We start from the raw sequence: 15,165 nt of genomic DNA on the forward strand, positions 1-15,165 counted from the left end.
GGTCAGCTGTCGAAGACGTTGGTGGGGCTGTCGAAGATGACGCTGGTGGTGTCGTTGTCGGGGACCAGTCCGCCGCCGTCGGGCACGTCGGGGGTGTTCGGCACGGTCTCGGGGCCGATCCCGTCCGTGGCGTCCGGGGAGGTCTCGGGCTTCGTCGTCGGGGGTACGGCCGTGACGGTCGCCGTCGCGCAGTCGGTCGGCCCGGCGGACGGCTTCCCGGTCGGCACGTCGCGGGTGGCGCCCGGCGTGACGGTCACCGTCGGGGTCTCGCAGCCGGTGGCCGGATCGGACGGGGACGAGCTCTCGTCGCCGGGGGACGCGCTGTCGGCGGACCTGCTCGGGGCGGTGCCGGACTCGTTGCCGTCCGGACTCGGCGTCCGTGTCGGTCGCGGTGTGGTCGTGGCCGACGCCGGCGGGGGCACGACGTGGTCGTGGTGCACGTCGTGGCCGACGGGCCGCTCGATCCAGGTGTTGCCGACGACGTCGATGATCGTGATGCCGGTGATGACCTGGGGCGCCGGCGTCACCACGATCACCTGGTCCGGCCGGTAGCCGGACCAGGGGCGGCCGTTGGTGCCCTGGCCGCCCTGTGTCGCCACGGGCGGCTTCAGCGGGTTGCCGCAGGCGCAACGGACGCGCGGCACGCCCCGGTTGTCGACGAGGACGGCGGTGCCGGCCTGGAGCACGGACTGATAGCCGGTGGCCCGGCCGGCGCGGAACCCGTGGTTGGTGACCCGGGTGTCGGCGCGCAGCACGACCGGGGCGAGGCCCCGCAGATAGTCGGCGACGGACGCCTGGGAGACACCCTCGACCTGCGCGAAGGCGCGGACCTTGGCCTGGTCGGAGGTCAGTTTGCCGATCTGCCGGGCCACGTCGCAGCTGCCGACGCGTGCGGTGCCGGCATAGAGGCCGGGCGTGGAGCCCGAGACCGATCGCACCGGCTGCGTGGCTCCGGTCGGCGTCGACGGGTCCGGCTGTGGAGTGCGGACGGCGGGGGACGGGAGGGCCGTGGAGTCCGTGAAGGGGTCCGGGCCCTGTGCGGCGGCGGGTTGGAGGAAGACCTCTCCGCTCGACCGCGTGGCCCTGTCGCCGCCGTCGCCGCCGCAGCCGGCGACGAGGAGCGCCGCCGAGAGCGCGCAGGCCGTGGCGAAGGTTCCGGTGGCTGTCCGCACCTCGTCCTCCCGCCTCACTTCAGGTAATTCGTCACCATTGTCTGCTTCACTCACTTGGGTTACGCAAGCGGAAGAGGGATATACGGAGGGTGACATAGGGTTCGGCGCGACAATGGAGTGAGGAGCGCACGGCCGTGGACTGGTTCACCGCACCCGAGTACTGGCTGAGCCGGCTGGTCTTCCAGCGGGCTCTGGCCGGCCTGTACCTCGTGGCGTTCCTGACGGCGGCCCTGCAGTTCCGGGCGCTGATCGGTGAGCGGGGCATGCTGCCGGTCCCCCGCTTCGTCGAGCGGGTGCGCTTCAGGCAGGCGCCGAGCGTGTTCCAACTCCGCTTCTCGGACCGGCTGTTCGCGGCCTGCTGCTGGACGGGCTGCGCGGTCGCGGTGGCGCTGATCGCCGGACTCGACTCCCGACTCCCCCTCTGGGCGGGGATGTTGCTGTGGCTGGTCCCTTGGGTCCTGTACCTCTCGATCGTCAACGTCGGCCAGACGTGGTACGCCTTCGGCTGGGAGTCCCTGCTGCTGGAGGTGGGCTTCCTGGCCGTCTTCCTCGGCAACGACGAGGTGGCCCCGCCGATCGTGGTCCTCTTCCTGCTGCGCTGGATCCTGTTCCGGGTGGAGTTCGGCGCGGGCCTGATCAAGATGCGCGGCGACGCGTGCTGGCGGAAGCTGACATGCCTGGACCACCATCACGAGACGCAGCCGATGCCGGGCCCCCTGAGCTGGTTCTTCCACCACCTCCCCAAGCCCCTGCACCGCGTAGAGGTGGCCGCCAACCACGTCACCCAACTCGTCGTCCCCGTACTGCTGTTCACTCCCCAGCCGGTCGCCACGGCCGCCGCGTCCCTGATGATCGTCACCCAGCTGTGGCTGGTGCTGTCGGGGAACTTCGCCTGGCTGAACTGGATCACCATCGTGCTCGCCGTGTCCGCGCTGGATCTCCCGGCCGACGCACCGTCCGAACCCGCCGCGCCGCTCTGGTACGAGGTCGTGGTCCTCGCGGTCGCCGCGCTGCTCCTCACGCTCAGCTACCACCCGGTCCGCAACATGCTCTCCCGCCGCCAGATCATGAACCGCTCCTTCGACCCGCTCCATCTGGTCAACACCTACGGCGCGTTCGGCAGCGTCAGCCGGATCCGGTACGAGGTGGTGGTCGAGGGCACGGACGACGCCGTACCGCACGAGGACTCGGACTGGCGGGAGTACGAGTTCAAGGGCAAGCCGGGCGATCCGGGGCGCTGGCCACGCCAGTTCGCGCCGTACCACCTGCGCCTCGACTGGCTGATGTGGTTCGCCGCGCTCTCGCCCTCGTACGCCGGTACGTGGTTCGGTGCGCTGGTGGAACGGCTCCTGGAGAACGACCGCGACACGCTACGTCTGCTGCGCCGCTCCCCGTTCCCACCCGACGCACCGCCCCGCTACATCCGCGCCCGCCTCTTCCGCTACCGGTACACGACCTGGCGCGAGCTGCGGGCGACGGGGGCCTGCTGGGAGCGGACGTATGTGCGGGAGTACCTGCCGCCCACGCGGCTGGAGGGAGTGACTCAGAGGTCCTGAGCGACCTGACCGCGCCTGCCCCGCCGAGGCGGTCGATGCGCGGGATCACGGCCGGGTCACAGGGCGTAGACGCGGGTGGCCGTGCCCTCGAAGACCTTCGTCCGCTCGGACTCGCCGAGCCCGGCGGTCAACTGCCCTGCTGCGTCGAGGACTTCGCCGTAGGTCGCCGTCGGCGTGCACACCGGCCAGTCCGAGCCGAACATCAGGCGGTCGGGGCCGAAGGACTCCAGGGCCGTGTCGGCGTACGGGCGGAGGTCGTCGACGGTCCAGGAGGCGGGGTCGGCCTCGGTGACCAGGCCGGAGAGCTTGGCGAACACATTGGGGTGGGCGGCGAGGGCGTGGAGGTCGGTCGCCCAGGGTTTCAGGGCGCCGGACGCGATGGGGGGCTTACCCAAGTGGTCGAGTACGAAGATGAGTTGGGGCAGCGCGGCGGCCGCCCTCGCGCAGGCCGGCAGTTGGTGCGGGAGGACGACCAGGTCGTAGACCAGGCCCGCGTCGGCGACGGCGGTCAGGCCGCGGAGTACGTCCGGGCGCAGGAGCCACTCGGGGTCGGGTTCGCCCTGGACCTGGTGGCGGATGCCCTTCAGGAACGCGCCCCCTGGGAGTTCGCGCAGGCGGGCGAGTTCGTCGGTGATGTCCGGGCGGGTGAGGTCGGTCCAGCCGACCACGCCGGCGATCAGGTCGTGGGCCCGGGCGAGTTCCAGGAACTCCGGGGTCTCCTCCGGCACGGTGACGGTCTGGACGAGGACGGTGCGGTCGACTCCGGCCGGCTGCGCCTCGGGGGCGAGGTCGAAGACGGTGAAGTTCCGGCGCAGCGGGCTGAGTCGGGGGATCCAGTCCTGGTCCCGGACCGACAGGTCCCACACGTGGTGGTGGGCGTCGACCGTCACGGCAGCTCCCAGACCACCGGCAGGCCCGCGACCGCGCCCTCGTCGGAGTAGTCGTGCACCACGTCCAGGAGTTCCGCCATCCGTGCCTGCCAGGTGATGTTGACCGGGAGTTTCTCCAGCTCGGCGAGGAGACGGGCGTAGTCCTCGCACTCCAGGACGTGGAAGAGGTCGGTGCCGCTGCGCCAGATCGTCCAGGAGGTGGCGCCGGCCGCGCGGATCGCGTCCGTGAGTTCCTTCGGGACCTCGCGGTGGGCGGCCTCGTACTCGGCGATGCGGTCCGCGCGGACCTTGGTGTGCAGGGCGACTCTCATGACGGTTCCTCGGCGGGTACGGGGGCGTCGGCGGGCAGGAGTCCGGTGCCCCGCAGTTCCTGCCAGAAGGAGGCGGGCACGTGTGCGGCGAACTGCTCGGCGCTGTCCCGGACTTCTTTGGCGGTGCGCGCACCGACGAGCACGCTCGCGACCACCGGATGGGCGACGCAGAACGCGAGGGCGGCGGCGCGCAGCGTGGTGCCGTGCCGGTCGGCGACCGCTTTCAGGTGCAGGGCGCGGTCCAGCAACTCCCCAGAAGCAGTGGCGTAGTTGTACGTCGCTCCCGGCTTCGGATCCGCCAGCAGACCGGAGTTGAAAGCGCCGCCGATCACCACGGAGGTGCCGCGTTCCTGGGCGGCGGGCAGCAGTTCGGCCAGGGCCCCCTGGTCGAGCAGCGTGTAGCGGCCGGCGCACAGCACCACGTCGACGTCGGTGTCCCGTACGAAGCGGGTGAGCATCTCGGCCTGGTTCATGCCCGCGCCGATGGCGCCCACGACGCCTTCCGAGCGCAGCTTCTCCAGCGCCGGATAGCCCTCGTGGAAGGCCTGTTCGGCGTGGTCGTCGGGATCGTGGAGGTAGACGACGTCGACCCGGTCGAGACCGAGCCGTTCCAGGCTGGCGTCCAGGCTGCGGCGTACGCCGTCGGCGCTGAAGTCCCACACGCGGCGGTGCGTTGCGGGCACGGCGAAGCCGTTGGCCAGGTCGTCGCCGCCCTCGTCGGAGGGCTCCAGGCGGCGGCCCACCTTGGTGGAGATCGTGTAGGCCGTACGAGGGTGTTCGCGCAGGGCGGCGCCGAGGCGGCGTTCGGACAGGCCGAGGCCGTAGTGCGGCGCGGTGTCGAAGTACCGCATGCCCACGGCCCAGGCAGTCTCCACAGCCTCGTGTGCCTGCTCCTCGCTCAGCTCGGCGTAGAGGTTGCCGATGCCCGCGGCGCCGAAGCCCGGTTCGCCGACCTCGACGGCGCTGGTGCCGAGCCGGTTCACTGGCCCACCGGCCTCAGCCGCAGGCCCTGCATGCCGCCGTCGACGGCGAGTGAGGTGCCGGTGGTGGCGCCGGACAGCGGACTGGCCAAGTAGGCGATGGCGCCCGCGACTTCGGCCGCGCTGACGAGGCGGCCGGTGGGCTGGCGGGCCTCCAGCGCGGCACGTTCGGCGGCGGGGTCGGACGCGGCGTCGAGCAGGCGGCCGACCCACGGGGTGTCCGCCGTACCGGGGTTGACGCAGTTGACCCGGATGCCCTCGCGGACGTGGTCGGCGGCCATGGCGAGAGTGAGGGAGTAGACGGCGCCCTTGGTCGCGCTGTACAGCGCGCGTTGCGGGAGACCGGCCGTGGCGGCGATGGAGCAGGTGTTGACGATCGCGGCGTGCTCGGACTGGCGCAGGTGCGGCAGGGCGGCGCGGGCGACGCGGACCATGCCGACCACGTTGACGTCGAGGACGCGATGCCACTCGGCGTCGTCGTTGTCCTCCACGGTGCCCTGCGCACCGACGCCCGCGTTGTTGATCAGCACGTCGAGGCCGCCGAGTTCGGTGGCCGCGGCCGCCACCGCCTCCCGTACGGACGCGTCGTCGCTGACGTCGGCCCGGTAGGCGAGCAGCGGCTTGTCGACGGAGGTCGGGTCGAGGTCGAGGACGGCCACCTGGGCGCCGCGGGCGGCGAGGAGTTCGGCCGTCGCCCGTCCGATACCGGAGGCTCCGCCCGTGACCAGGGCCCGCAGACCCCCGAAGTCGCTCATGCCGCCCGTCCCTTCTTCTCGTCGAGGTCGGCGGCCCAGAAGGTACCGCCGGGAAAGGTGTACCGCGCGATGGACTCGGGCCGCATGGCGGCCGAGAAACCCGGCGCGGTGGGTGCCGTGTAGTGACCCTCGCGGACCACCACCGGGTCGAGGAAGTGGTCGTGCAGATGGTCGACGTACTCGATGACCCGGTCCTCGGTGGTGCGGGAGACCGCCACGTAGTCGAACATCGACAGGTGCTGGACGAGTTCGCACAGACCGACGCCGCCCGCGTGCGGGCAGACCGGCACGCCGAACTTGGCCGCGAGCAGCAGGATCGCGAGGTTCTCGTTGACGCCGCCGACGCGGGCCGCGTCGATCTGGACGACATCGAGGGCACCGGCCTGCAGGAGCTGCTTGAAGACGATCCGGTTCTGGACGTGCTCGCCGGTCGCCACCTTGACCGGCGCCACCGCCCTGCGGATCGCCGCGTGGCCGAGGACGTCGTCGGGGCTGGTGGGCTCCTCGATCCAGTACGGGTCGAACTCGGCGAGGGCCTTGGTCCAGCGGATCGCCTCGTCCACGTCCCAGCGCTGGTTGGCGTCGATCGCCATGCGGATGTCCGGGCCGACGACCGAGCGGGCGACGCGGCAGCGCCGTACGTCGTCCTCGAGGTCCGCGCCCACCTTGAGCTTGATCTGCCTGAACCCGTCGGCGACCGCCTGGGCGGCGAGCCGGGTGAGCTTCTCGTCGCTGTAGCCGAGCCAGCCGGCGGAGGTGGTGTAGCCGGGGAAGCCCCTGGCCAGGAGGTCGGCGGTCCGCTCGGCCGCCCCTTCCCGGCCTCGGCGCAGGATCTCCAGCGCCTCCTCGGGTGTGAGCGCGTCCGTGAGGTAGCGGAAGTCGATCTGCCCGACCAGCCACTCGGGTTCGGCCTCGGCGAGCAGCCGCCACAGCGGTGTGCCGGCGCGCTTGGCCGCCAGGTCCCACACGGCGTTGACGACCGCGCCGATCGCCATGTGCATCACGCCCTTCTCGGGCCCGAGCCAGCGCAGCTGACTGTCCCCGATCAGGTCCCGGTACAGCGCCCCGGGGTCGTCGCACACCTCGTCGACCGACCGTCCGACCACGTGGTGACGCAGCGCGTTGATCGCGGCGACCTGGACATCGTTGCCCCGCCCGATGGTGAAGGTGAAGCCGTGCCCCTCCGGGCCGTCCTCGGCGTCGGTACGCAGCACGACGTACGCGGCCGAGTAGTCGGGGTCCGGATTCATCGCGTCGGAGCCGTCGAGCTCGCGCGAGGTCGGGAAACGGATGTCGTAGGTGTCGAGCGCGGAGATGCGGCAGGAGGGGCCGGGCGTCGGGGACACGGAGGGCCTTTCGGTCGGTGGCAGGTCGGGCGGGGGTCAGTCCTGGGCGCGGCCCGTCGTCACACGGGCGATCATGAGGGCGACCAGGATGATTCCGCCGTAGATGGCGTCGATCCAGAACGACGGCACCTGGGCCATGGTGAGCATGGTCTTGACCACGCCCAGCAGGAGTACGCCGGTGAGGGCCCCGAACATGGTGCCCCGGCCGCCGTCGAGGCTGATGCCTCCGATGACGGCGGCGGCGAACACCGTGAAGATCATGTTCTGGCCCTGGTTGGCGCCGATCGCGCCGACGTAGCCGGTGTACATGAGGCCGCCGACGGAGGCGAGGACACCGGCGACGACGTAGACACCGAGCCGGACGCGGTCGACGCGGATGCCGGCGGCGCGGGCCGCCTCCAGGTTGCCGCCGATCGCGTACAACGACCGGCCGACACGGTGGTACTTGAGCACCAGTCCGGCGACGGCGAATGCGGCGGCGGCCAGCCAGACCGACAGCGGGATGCGCAGGAACGTGGTGGTGGCCAACGAGAAGAACGCGTCGGGCATGCCGAACAGCGTCTTGCCCTTCGTGGCTCCGACGAGCAGTCCGCGCAGGATGATCAGCATGGCGAGCGTGACGATGAACGCGTTGAGCTTCACCTTCACCACGAGGATGCCGTTGAAGGCGCCGATGGCCGCGCCCACCAGGGGGACGGCCAACAGGGCGAGCCCGGCGGGGAGCTCCGTGCCCCAGCCGGCCTCGGCGGCCGGCAGCACCAGCAGGGCCGCCACGGCCGGCGCGATACCGACCACGGATTCGAGCGACAGGTCGAACTTGCCGGTGATCAGCACCAGAGACTCGGCGAGCACCACCATCGCCAGCGCCGCCGACGAGGCCAGGATGGAGATCAGCGTGGCCTCGGTGAAGAAGGAGTCGTTCAGTACGGCCCCGAGTACGAGCAGCAGCAACAGCGCGGGAACCAGCGCGAGTTCGCGGGCCCGGCGCAACAGCACAGCCCTCGCCGACCGCGCGTCGGGCACGCTCACCGGCTTCACCGGCGGAGCCTTGGTGTCAGCCATGGTCCACTCCTTCGATGGAGGCGATCAGCTCGTGGTCGCGCCAGCCCGCCGGATGCTCGGCGACGACGCGGCCGTGGAAGAGGACGAGGACGCGGTCGCAGCGCCGCAGGTCGTCGAGTTCGTCGGAGACGACCAGTACGGCGGTGCCGTCCTCGCGGGCGGTGTCCACGCGGGACAGCAGGGATTCCTTCGACTTCACGTCCACGCCCGCGGTGGGGTTGATGAGGACGAGCAGCCGTGGGTCGGAGGCGAGGGCGCGGGCCATGACGACCTTCTGCGCGTTGCCGCCGGACAGGTCGGAGACCGGCTGCTCGGGGCCCTCGGTGTGGATGTCGAGACGGTCGATCAGCTCGGCGGCGAAGCCGCGTTTGCGGTCCGTGCCGATGAAGCCGAAGCGGCCGAGCCGGTCCAGGACGGTCATGGTGGCGTTGTCGCCGATGGTCATGCCGGCGACCATGCCCTGGTCGTGCCGGTCGCGCGGGACGCAGCCGACGCCGGCCTTGAGGGCGGCCTGCACGTCCCCGAACGGAAGCTTCCTGCCGTCGAGTTGAGCTGTCCCACCGGTCGGGGTGTAGAGCCCCGCGAAGGACTCGGCGAGCTCGATCTTGCCGCTGCCGCTGATGCCGGCGAGCCCGACGACCTCGCCGCGGCGCACGGTGAGGTCGATGTCCTCGTACGCGTCCGAGGTGAGGCCGCGGGCGTCGAGGAGCACGGGGGCGCTGTCGTCAACAGCCCTTTCCTGCAGGCCTTGTTCGGCGATCACCTCCATGGACTCGCCCGCCATGGCCTCCACCAGGGCCGCCCTGGGCAGGTCGGCGACGGGGGCCGTGGTGATCCAGCGGGCGTCGCGCAGCACGGTGACGGTCTGGCAGACCTCGTACACCTCCTGGAGGTGGTGCGAGATGAACAGGAACGTGACGCCCGAGTCCTGCAGGGCGCGCATGCGGCTGAAGAGCCGCTCGATCTCGCGCTTGTCCAGCTGGGCGGTCGGCTCGTCGAGGACGATGAAGCGGGCGCCGAAGCTCAACGCCCGTGCGATCTCCACCATTTGACGGTCCTCAACCTTGAGGTCGGCGGTGCGCGCCTCCGGGTCGACGCGCACGTCCCAGGTGTCGAGGAGCTGGGCCGCCTCGGCCCGCAGCCGGCGCCAGCTGATGAAGCCGCGGTGCTGTGGCTGACGGTTGATGAAGAGGTTCTCGGCGACCGTCAACTCGGGGACGACCGTGGGGTGTTGGTAGACGCAGGCCACCTTGCGGCGCCAGGCGTCGCGGTCGGCGAGCGGGGGTGCGGGCTCGCCGTCGAAGTGGACCGTGCCCTCGTCGGGTGCCTCGAGGCCGGTGAGCACCCTGACCAGGGTGGACTTGCCGGCGCCGTTGCGGCCGACGAGGGCGTGCGACTCCCCGGACAGCACGGTCAGCCGCCCGTCCGCGAGGGCGGTGGTGGGGCCGTAGCGCCTGACGATGCCCCGCGCCTCGACGAGGGGCACCAACGGGCTTTCCTGGACGCTCATTTGACGGTGTTGCCCCACAGCTTGGCGTCGTCGACGTTGTCCTTGGTGACCAGCGGGGCGGGCAGCTGGTCCTCGAGGATGCCGCTCGGCAGCTTGACGATCGTCGAGTCGTGGTCGGTCGGACCGGGTTTGAACGTCTTCCCCTGCATCGCCGCCTTGATGTAGTACATGCCGTACTTGGCGTAGGCGTCGGCGGGCTGGGAGACGGTCGCGTCGATCTGGCCCTTGCGGATCGCGTCGAACTCCTGCGGGATGCCGTCGTTGGAGACGATGGTGATGTGGCCCGCCGTGCCGGCCTTCTTCAGCAGCCCCTTGGACTTGAGGGTCTGCAGAGTCGGGGCGAGGTAGACGCCGCCTGCCTGCATGTAGATGCCCTTGATGTCCGGGTTGGCATTGAGGAGGGTGTCGAGCTTGGAGGCCGCGGTGTCGGACTCCCACTTGGCGGGGATCTCCAGGACCTTGAGCTTGGGGTACTTCTTCTTCACGCAGGCGCGGAAGGCCTCGGAGCGGTCCCGGCCGTTGACGGAGGCCAGGTCGCCCATGATCTGCACGACCTTGCCGCTGGTGATGTGCTGGCCGAGGTACTCGCAGGCCTTCTCGCCGTAGGCGACGTTGTTGGCGCGTACGACCATGGCGACCTTGCCCTTGTCGGGCGCCACGTCGACGGCGACGACCGGCACGCCCTTGCGCTCGGCCTGGTCGAGTCCGGCCTCGATGGCGGCGCTGTCCAGGGGGGCGACGACCAGTCCCTTCACCCCCTGGTTGAGCTGGTTGTTGATGTCGGTGATCTGCTGCGAGGGGTCGCTGTTGGAGTTGACCGTCTTGAGCGCGTCGACGCCCTCGGACTTGGCCATCTTCGGCACGTAGTCGTTGTACGACTGCCAGAACGGCGAGGTCAGCAGGGGCAGGATCACGCCGACCTTGCCGGTGCCGCCGCCTCCCGCACTGCCGGAGCCGCCGGTGTCCTTGGTGCTGCCGCATGCGGCGAGCGCGAGCGAGACACTCGCGGCCGCGGCGACCATTCCTGCCATCCGAATCCTGTTCCGCTTCCCCACTGTCTTGCCGGGCATCTGGCGGCTCCTCGTTGAGCGTGTTCCAGCAGATGCAGGCATACTTATCAGACCACTCCCCCGGAAGAACACCCTCCAGCGCCGAATTTTCACGGATTCCGGCCGTAGTGGTCCGACCACCTTGCCGGTTAGACTGCGGCGCACCCGGTGAGTGGAGGAACGGCATGGACGAGACAGCCCCGCAGAAGGGCACCGTGCCGCAGCGCGCCATCGAGCAGATCAAGGCGATGATCGCGGAGGGGCGCCTGGAGCCGGGCGCGCGGCTGCCCACCGAGCGCGACCTCGCGGTTCAGCTGGGCATCTCCCGCAGCTCGATGCGCGAGGCGATCCGCGCGCTCACGGTGCTCGGTGTCCTGGAGGCCCGGCACGGCTCCGGCATCTACGTCACCCAGCTGGAGGCCGGCGACCTCCTGGAGACCTTCGGCGTGGTCGCCGACCTGTCACGGGGCCCGCGTCTGGTGGAGCTCCTGGAGGTCCGCCGCATCCTGGAGTCGACGGCGACCGCGCTGGCGGCGGCCCGTATCACCCCGGACCAACTGGCCGAGGTCGAGAAGCACTTGACCGCGATGAACGCCACCGACGACCCCGAGGAGATCCTCGCCCACGACCTCGCCTTCCACCGCGAGATCGCGTCGGCCGCGGGCAACGACACCATGGCGGCCATCCTGGAGGGCCTGTCCTCCCGCACCTTCCGTGCCCGCGTGTGGCGCGGCTACCAGGAGGAGGGCGCCTTCGCCCGCACCCGCCGCGAGCACGCGGCGATCCACCGCGCCCTGGTCGCCCATGATCCGGAGGCGGCCCGGGCGGCGGCGGCCGCGCATGTGGGCGAGGTGGAGCAGTGGCTGCGGACGCAGCTCGGGCCGTAGGGCGCCGGTAGGGCCGCGCACCGCGTCGGGCCCGGGGCTCTTGTGCGTTTCGTGGGTCCGCTCACGCGTTCTGCGGGTCCGTGCGTTGCCCCTGTGTGTCGGACCATTCCCGCAGTTCGTTGTTGCCCACCTCCTCGATGGTCGCCTGCAGGGTGGCCCGCGCCGCCGCGTCGCGCTCCGCGGGCGGCAGCAGCCGGTAGCGGTCGACGGCCCGCCGCAAGGTCTCATGGGACTGCCCGGTCACGACCCACCGCGCCGCGGGGCTGAACAGCTGGCGCATGCCGGTGAAGAAGACGGCACCGCCGGCGATCAGGGCGGTCAGCCAGGCCGGCGCGTGCAGCCCCGCCGCCACGACCGTCGAGGAGGTGGTGGCGAGGCCGCCCAGTTCGGTCGCGTAGTGCGTCCGTCGCGATCTGTCGCGTGTGCGTCCGTAGAACGCCAAGTCCTGCCGCGCGAGGGCCAGTACGGGGTCCGGATCGGCGGCCCAGTCCCCGTCGGTGACCGTTCTTCTTCTCATCGGGACATCATGCCCGGACCGGGCCGCCGCGTCAGGCTCGCCGGAACCGCAAGGTCATGAGCTCGAAGGGGCGCAGCCGCACGGTGACCCGGCTGCCCTCGTGCCGCTCGGGCGCCGCCTCGGGCAGTGGGCGTTCCAGCAGGTCCGTCACCGTCACGCCCGCCACCTCGAAGCCGGCCGTGAGCGTGGTCCGGGCGCGTCCTCCATGGGCTTCGTGGAAGCGGACCACCACGTCGCCGCTGCCGTCGTCGGCGAGCTTGACCGCGGTGACCACGACCGCCTCGTGATCGACGGTCACCAACGGGGCGACCGCCCCTGCCCCGTTGATCCGCCCCTCCCGCAGATTGATCCGCCACCCCTCGCGCACCGCGTCCCCGATCCCCGCCCCCGGCACCAGCGCGTGCCGGAAGCGATGGACGCCCTGGTCGGTCTCGGGGTCCGGGAAGCGTGGAGCACGCAGCAGCGACACCCGGACCGTGGTGGTCGTACCGCGATCGCCGTCCGTGCGCACCGTGCGGGTCACGTCGTGCCCGTACGTCGAGTCGTTGACGACCGCCACGCCCCAGCCGGGTTCCTCGAAGTGGACGAAGCGGTGGTTGCAGGCCTCGAACTTGGCCGCCTCCCATGAGGTGTTGGTGTGCGTGGGCCGGTGGAAGTGCCCGAACTGCGTCTCCGACGCGTACCGTTCGGCGTGCACGTCGAGCGGGAAGGCGAGCTTCAGGAACTTCTCCGTCTCGTGCCAGTCGACCTCCGTGTCCAGGACCAGCCGCCGCTCCCCCGGCGGCAGCGACAGCACCTGCGTGACGCGCGAGGCACCGAAGGACCGCACGATCCGCACCGATGCGCCGTCGCCGGCGGGCGTCACCTCGTCGGCATCGGTGAGGTCGGTGACCGTGTTGCGGTAGAACTCGTCGACGTCCCAGGCATCCCACATGTTCGGGAAGTCGGGGTGGAGTTGGAGGAGGTTGGCCGCCCGGCCCGGTGCGATCGTCTCCCGGTCCGCCTCGATGTCGTGGGCCGATACGACGAGGCCCCGGGCGTCGATCTCGATCCGCAGCAGGCCGTTGTCGAGGACGTGTCCGCCGCCGGGGCGCGGAGTCAGTGTCGTCCCGCCCTCGACGACCGCCCTGGCCGCACCGCCCGCCGGTACACCGGCACGCGCGTGCGGGGCCGCGTTGAAGACCAGCGGCGTCGACCCCTCGCCGGCCAGCGCGTGTTGGGCCGCGACGACGATCGCGTCCAGCTCGGCGGCCACCCGCTCGTACGTCGCCCGGGCCTCCCGGTGCACCCACGCGATGGACGAGCCCGGCAGGATGTCGTGGAACTGGTGCAGCAGCACCGTCTTCCAGATGCGGTCCAACTCCTCGTACGGATAAGGGTGTCCGGTCCGTACGGCGGCGGTCGCGGCCCAGAGTTCGGCCTCGCGCAGGAGGTGTTCGCTGCGGCGGTTGCCCTGCTTGGTCCTGGCCTGGCTGGTGAGGGTGGCGCGGTGGAGTTCGAGGTAGAGCTCGCCGACCCAGACGGGCGGCTCGGGGTGCTCGGCCTCGGCCTTCTCGAAGAACTCCTGCGGGGTCTCCCAGACGACGGTCGCCGAGCCCTCCAGGTCGCGCAGCCGGGCCGACTTGGCGACCATCTCGCGGGTCGTGCCGCCGCCTCCGTCGCCCCAGCCGGTCGGCGCGAGGGAGTGGCGGGCGACGCCCTTGTCCTTGAAGTTGCGTGCCGCGTGGGCGATCTCGCTGCCCTTCATGGAGCAGTTGTAGGTGTCGACGGGCGGGAAGTGCGTGAAGATCCGGGTGCCGTCGATGCCCTCCCAACGGAAGGTGTGGTGGGGGAACTTGTTGGTCTGGGACCAGGAGATCTTCTGCGTCAGCAGCCACTTGGAGCCGGCCGCCTTGATGATCTGCGGAAGTCCGGCGGCGAAGCCGAAGGTGTCCGGCAGCCAGGCCTCCTCGTTCTCGATGCCGAACTCGTCGAGGAAGAACCGCTTGCCGTGCACGAACTGACGGGCCATCGCCTCCGAGCCCGGCATGTTGGTGTCCGACTCCACCCACATGCCGCCCGCCGGCACGAACCGTCCGTCGGCCACCGCCTTCTTCACCCGCGCCCACACCTCGGGCCGGTGCTCCTTCACCCACGCCCACTGCTGGGCCTGCGACATGGCGAAGACGAAGTCGGGTTCGTCGTCGAGGAGGGCGGTCATGTTGGAGGTGGTACGGGCGACCTTGCGGACCGTCTCGCGCAGCGGCCACAGCCACGCCGAGTCGATGTGCGCGTGACCGACGGCGCTGATGCGGTGGGCGGAGGGGACGGCGGGCGCGGCCAGGACGTCGGCCAGTCGTGAACGGGCTTCGCCCGCTGTGCCGTTGACGTCCTGGAGGTCGACCGCGTCGAGCGCCCTCTCCACCGCCCGCAGGATCTCCCAGCGGCGCGCCGAGTCCACCGGCAGCTCGGCCATCAGCTCGCCGAGCACCTCCAGGTCGATCACCAGCTGCCACACCGTCTCGTCGAAGACGGCGAGGTCCATACGGGCGAGGGTGTACTGCGGATCGCTGCCGGCGGTCTCCTTGTCGCCCAACTGCGTGGGCAGGAAGGGGTGGTAGTCGAGGATGACGGGGTTGGACGCGGCCTCGACGTGCAGCCGTACCTCCTCGCCGCCCTCGACGGGAGCGCCCACCCGCACCCACTGGTTGCGGGGGTTGAGGCCCTTCACCGGGGTGCCGTCGGGGCGGTGGACCAGGCCCTCGCACTGGAAGCCGGGCATGTTCTCGTCGAAGCCGAGGTCGAGGATCGCCTCGACCGTCCTTCCGGCCCACGCCTCGGGAACCGTCCCGGTGACGCGGAACCAGCTGGTCCCCCACGGAGCACCCCACCGGGCGCCCACCTCGATCGGCTCGGGCTCGGCCGCGAGTCCCTCGGCGACGGGCACCGGCTCTCCGGGCGCGTGCCACACCGCCACCTCGAGCGGTACGGACTCGGGGTACACGGCGGGGCGGATGCGCTCGTCGAGAACGCGCTTGAGGCGGGCTTCGACCAGGCTGCGGTCGTCATGCATGCGGGGTGCTCCGTAGATCGTCCGGGTAGTGGGTGGTTACCGGTGGCCGGTGGTCACCGGTAGCGACCGGTGGTCACC

The 15,165-nt window shown here is 71.0% G+C and carries 13 protein-coding genes; 2 read left to right on the top strand and 11 right to left on the bottom strand.

The annotated features are described in order from the left end of the window. Window positions 1–2 precede the first annotated feature (2 nt). Window positions 3–1,172, bottom strand: coding sequence for a DUF6777 domain-containing protein (locus OG303_RS08460; RefSeq protein ID WP_405866398.1), 1,170 nt, complete (start codon window positions 1,170–1,172; stop codon window positions 3–5). 134 nt (window positions 1,173–1,306) lie between these two features. Between OG303_RS08460 and OG303_RS08465 the strand changes: the two genes are divergently transcribed. Continuing rightward, the gene (locus tag OG303_RS08465) at window positions 1,307–2,728 is read left to right on the top strand and encodes a lipase maturation factor family protein (RefSeq protein WP_405866400.1); all 1,422 of its coding nucleotides are present in this window, start codon (window positions 1,307–1,309) and stop codon (window positions 2,726–2,728) included. 56 nt (window positions 2,729–2,784) lie between these two features. On the opposite strand, the gene OG303_RS08470 is transcribed toward OG303_RS08465, so the two are convergent. Genes OG303_RS08470 through OG303_RS08505 form a run of 8 tightly spaced genes read right to left on the bottom strand, consistent with a single transcriptional unit; the run spans window position 2,785 to window position 10,652 of the window. Further along, a complete protein-coding gene (locus OG303_RS08470; RefSeq protein ID WP_405866402.1) occupies window positions 2,785–3,618 on the bottom strand; it encodes an amidohydrolase family protein in 834 nt (277 codons plus the stop codon). Then, complete coding sequence (locus OG303_RS08475; RefSeq protein WP_405866403.1) at window positions 3,615–3,929, bottom strand: L-rhamnose mutarotase; 315 nt, start codon at window positions 3,927–3,929, stop codon at window positions 3,615–3,617. The genes OG303_RS08470 and OG303_RS08475 overlap by 4 nt, the downstream gene beginning before the upstream one ends. Next, a complete protein-coding gene (locus OG303_RS08480) occupies window positions 3,926–4,912 on the bottom strand; it encodes an aldo/keto reductase (protein WP_405866405.1) in 987 nt (328 codons plus the stop codon). Before OG303_RS08480 ends, OG303_RS08475 begins: the two co-directional genes overlap by 4 nt. Then, a complete protein-coding gene (locus tag OG303_RS08485) occupies window positions 4,909–5,664 on the bottom strand; it encodes an SDR family NAD(P)-dependent oxidoreductase (protein WP_405866407.1) in 756 nt (251 codons plus the stop codon). The genes OG303_RS08480 and OG303_RS08485 overlap by 4 nt, the downstream gene beginning before the upstream one ends. Then, a complete protein-coding gene (locus OG303_RS08490) occupies window positions 5,661–7,010 on the bottom strand; it encodes an L-fuconate dehydratase (protein ID WP_405866409.1) in 1,350 nt (449 codons plus the stop codon). The genes OG303_RS08485 and OG303_RS08490 overlap by 4 nt, the downstream gene beginning before the upstream one ends. Window positions 7,011–7,046: 36 nt before the next feature. Then, entirely contained in the window at window positions 7,047–8,072 is a 1,026-nt protein-coding gene (locus tag OG303_RS08495) for an ABC transporter permease (RefSeq protein ID WP_405866411.1), read from the bottom strand. Beyond that, a complete protein-coding gene (locus tag OG303_RS08500) occupies window positions 8,065–9,582 on the bottom strand; it encodes a sugar ABC transporter ATP-binding protein (RefSeq protein ID WP_405866413.1) in 1,518 nt (505 codons plus the stop codon). The genes OG303_RS08495 and OG303_RS08500 overlap by 8 nt, the downstream gene beginning before the upstream one ends. After that, complete coding sequence (locus tag OG303_RS08505) at window positions 9,579–10,652, bottom strand: sugar ABC transporter substrate-binding protein (RefSeq protein ID WP_405866415.1); 1,074 nt, start codon at window positions 10,650–10,652, stop codon at window positions 9,579–9,581. The genes OG303_RS08500 and OG303_RS08505 overlap by 4 nt, the downstream gene beginning before the upstream one ends. Window positions 10,653–10,816: 164 nt before the next feature. On the opposite strand from OG303_RS08505, the gene OG303_RS08510 reads away from it, so the two are divergent. Then, complete coding sequence (locus OG303_RS08510; protein WP_405866417.1) at window positions 10,817–11,518, top strand: FadR/GntR family transcriptional regulator; 702 nt, start codon at window positions 10,817–10,819, stop codon at window positions 11,516–11,518. Between the two features lie 61 nt (window positions 11,519–11,579). On the opposite strand, the gene OG303_RS08515 is transcribed toward OG303_RS08510, so the two are convergent. Beyond that, window positions 11,580–12,035: an SLATT domain-containing protein gene (locus OG303_RS08515; protein ID WP_405866418.1), complete on the bottom strand. Its 456-nt coding sequence runs from the start codon at window positions 12,033–12,035 to the stop codon at window positions 11,580–11,582. 31 nt (window positions 12,036–12,066) lie between these two features. After that, window positions 12,067–15,087, bottom strand: a complete 3,021-nt coding sequence (locus OG303_RS08520) for an alpha-mannosidase (RefSeq protein WP_405866420.1) — start codon at window positions 15,085–15,087, stop codon at window positions 12,067–12,069. Window positions 15,088–15,165: the final 78 nt, after the last annotated feature.

The organism is Streptomyces sp. NBC_00005, assembly GCF_045160215.1.
In the GTDB taxonomy this organism is placed as follows: domain Bacteria; phylum Actinomycetota; class Actinomycetes; order Streptomycetales; family Streptomycetaceae; genus Streptomyces.